The sequence below is a fragment of the Nostoc sp. UCD121 genome, assembly GCF_014222285.1.
In the GTDB taxonomy this organism is placed as follows: Bacteria; Cyanobacteriota; Cyanobacteriia; order Cyanobacteriales; family Nostocaceae; genus Nostoc.
The window spans coordinates 1-2,976 of the sequence record NZ_JACKZS010000396.1; the positions used below are offsets into that span (position 1 = coordinate 1).

A 2,976-nucleotide genomic window follows, 5' to 3' on the forward strand; every position below is an offset into this window, starting at 1 on the left:
TAAGTTGATAGCTGAGTGTGACTGGGAGCCAGAACACGGCTTAGAAGTACGCTTTCGCAATGGAGTAGCAGACGATGTAGATCAGATAGGTGAAACAGGACGGTAAAGACTATATAGCTTGGCAAAAAGCCGTGGTGAATTGAAGCATCGCGCTTATATACTGCGATCGCTGCCAGAGGAACCAAATGTCGATTGCCTATTGAACGTTTCCTGGCTGTTTTATAGTACCTATGGATAGATATCCTATCTCTTTTGACTGAATATGAAGCAATACGGTTCAGTTAAGGCTAAAACTCTGTTACCAAAGTCATTTTTTTTACGAACCGCCTTCGCGCAGCGTCTCGTAGAGAAGGCGCAGAGAACGCAGAGAGAAGAAAGAGATGCTTAACTGAACTGTATTAGAATATGAAGACAGATTTACCTAACCGAAAGCGCAACAGTTACAACAGTCAAACATTTAGGGAGACGAAATGGTAATTATCTATCGTGCCAAAGTTTCGGGAGAAAGTAGCACCTTAACCAGTATTAATCCAATCACTGTTGATTGATTGCATTGTCTACATCAGCTAATGTTTCATACTGTTTACAAGGCAACCATTTCAAGGCTCGCAGGACTTTCTCATCAACACCTTTTTCCTCAGCATACTTAACCAAGTCTTTTTTGCTGAGTGGATAGTTAACTGCAATCAAGTTTTTCTCTAATTGTACTGGACTGATTTTAGTGATGAATATTTCATCAATTAAGTTGGCCACATCAGCGAGAGTTTCATATTGTTTTGAAGGCAACTTTTTCAAGATTCGCAGGATTTTCTCGTCAATACCTTTTTCTTCAGCATACTTAACCAAGCTTTTCTTGCTAAGGGGATAGTTAACTTGGTTCAAATTTTTTTGTAGCTGTACTGGATTCAGTTTAGCCATAATAAATCTCTTTATGGTCTTGACGCTGTGGATTCAGTGAAGAAAGTGAAAAAATTAGTAAAAGTCAGCTTGCACAGTTATGCAGAGTAGTAGATTGAGGAAAATGTAGTCCATACACACCTTATTCTGCATTTTAGATATTTGCAATCAGTTATCGAACAGAATTCAGGAGTCAGCAGTTAGAATACAGGAAAGGTATTCTGTGCGAGTGGTGGATAGCGTAGCGTTAGCGTTAGCGAAGCGGTAGCAAGGAAGGAGCGTCCGTAGGAGCGTCTGAATAAACGGGTTTAAGCTCCCCACTAAATCGTAGATTTGGTGGTCTTCTCTACGAGACGCAAGGGCGAACAATTCCTGCACGGTTTGAATCCCTGATTGATTCTGACTTCAGAATTGGTGAATAGCTGAATTCTTCTTTAAATTAATCTTTCTTCAATTTTTCAGGTTTAGTATGCGATTAATACCACTTCTATGAAGAGAAGTGACTAGCCTGCATAACTAATGTAGTTATCCTTAAACAATTTTTAACCACTTTAGTTTTTCTTAATTCCATTTTCTCCAAGGAAAACAACTTCTACATAGTACATTGTTAATTTAAAAGAAAATTAAGTTATTGTTAATTCCACCTCCCCTTTTGATTACCGAAAGTCCTACTGAGGTGGACTATTGGAGTCATAATTGGGGAGTTGGTGGGAAATCTTGGGTCAAGATTCGTTTTACAATTTATCTAGGCTGATCCGCCACTAAGACAGTTAGCTTAAATTGCAGATGAAATCATATCCTTATATGATTCCGCGATTTAAGTTTAAATCCAGGCTAAGACTGCGGATTTTGCCTAATCCCTAACAAATTTCCGTCAATATCCTTGAAAGTGGATAATTGCACTCCATGACCAACATCTGTAATTGGCCCAACTGAGACTCCTTTTTCAGTCAGGCTTTGACGAGCAGTAACTATATCATTGACAACAAAGGTACTAACAATATTACCTGGTTCAACTGAGTCACTCAAGTTCAATCGGGAGCATCCCAGTTTTTTGCAAAGAAGGCAAAAATCAGTCAGGATGGGTAAGACGAGTGTATTGACTTACCGATGACCCCAGAACAAAAGCAAGCTCTTCAAGAACATATTCAGGCGATCGCTAAAATACTATACGAAGATACCTCACCAGAAAGACTAACAAGCCTTGCAGGAATTGAAGAGGCAGTGCGAAGCCAAATGCAGAAGCACGTCATGCCAGAAGCAGGGGTTTTTTTATCGAAACGGTTACGGGAACCTGTGCAGGGTATCAACGACGACTAAAAAGTATTCTAGGAGAATTGCCAATTACAAGTAAGCAGGCGCAGCAATTGGGAGTCCCTTCTAGCAATCAACTAAGTCCCTATCTGGAAATTTGCTGTCTACGTGTGAGTGCCAATGTCAGCTATGAAGATGCGGCAGCAGATATCGAATATTTTACAGGCGTACAGGTTTCCCGTAGCAGCCAGCAGAGATTGGTGCATCGTCAGAACTTTGATTTGCCAATGCAAGAAGACACGGTTGAAGAATTAAGTGTTGATGGTGGAAACATTCGTGTCCGAACTCCTAAAGATCAAATATGTGCATGGCTTGGCTATAAAGCGATTAGCTTACATCATCTCGGAATGCTTGGAACTTCATTTCAGAATAATCAGATTGTGATTGATTGGGTGAATGATCAACCACTGGCTAGCACAGTTACTTGTATCGGTGATGGGCATGATGGTATTTGGAATATAGTTGACCAACTAGCCCCTGATGTACAACGTCGAGAAGTGCTTGATTGGTTCCATTTGATAGAAAATCTTCATAAAGTTGGGGGTTCACAAAAACGCTTAAAACAAGCACAAGCTCTACTATGGAAAGGTCAAGTTGAGGCAACCAAAGCTCTATTCGGTGATTGCAAGGGTAAACAAGCACAAAACTTTTGCTGTTATCTTGATAAGCATCGGGATCGCATTATTAACTAGGGCTTGCTGAAAAAGTCGTATTTAAGCCAGATCAAGAATCAATTAACAATGCTTGTAAGTGAAAATATAATTT

General features: G+C 40.0%; 2 protein-coding genes and 1 pseudogene. 1 reads left to right on the forward strand and 2 read right to left on the reverse strand.

From position 1 onward, the window contains the following. Positions 1-534: 534 nt before the first annotated feature. Together GNF10_RS36095 and GNF10_RS36100 are read right to left on the reverse strand one after the other, a co-directional pair. Positions 535-918 carry a DUF2795 domain-containing protein gene (locus tag GNF10_RS36095; protein ID WP_185582435.1) on the reverse strand — a complete coding sequence of 128 codons (384 nt, stop codon included), beginning with the start codon at positions 916-918 and terminating at the stop codon, positions 535-537. Between the two features lie 813 nt (positions 919-1,731). Then, positions 1,732-1,926 carry a VOC family protein gene (locus tag GNF10_RS36100; protein WP_185607449.1) on the reverse strand — a complete coding sequence of 65 codons (195 nt, stop codon included), beginning with the start codon at positions 1,924-1,926 and terminating at the stop codon, positions 1,732-1,734. Positions 1,927-2,007: 81 nt separating this feature from the next. Between GNF10_RS36100 and GNF10_RS36105 the strand changes: the two are divergent. Further along, a pseudogene (locus GNF10_RS36105) lies at positions 2,008-2,900 on the forward strand (ISKra4 family transposase); the annotation flags it as partial. Between the last annotated feature and the right edge of the window lie 76 nt (positions 2,901-2,976).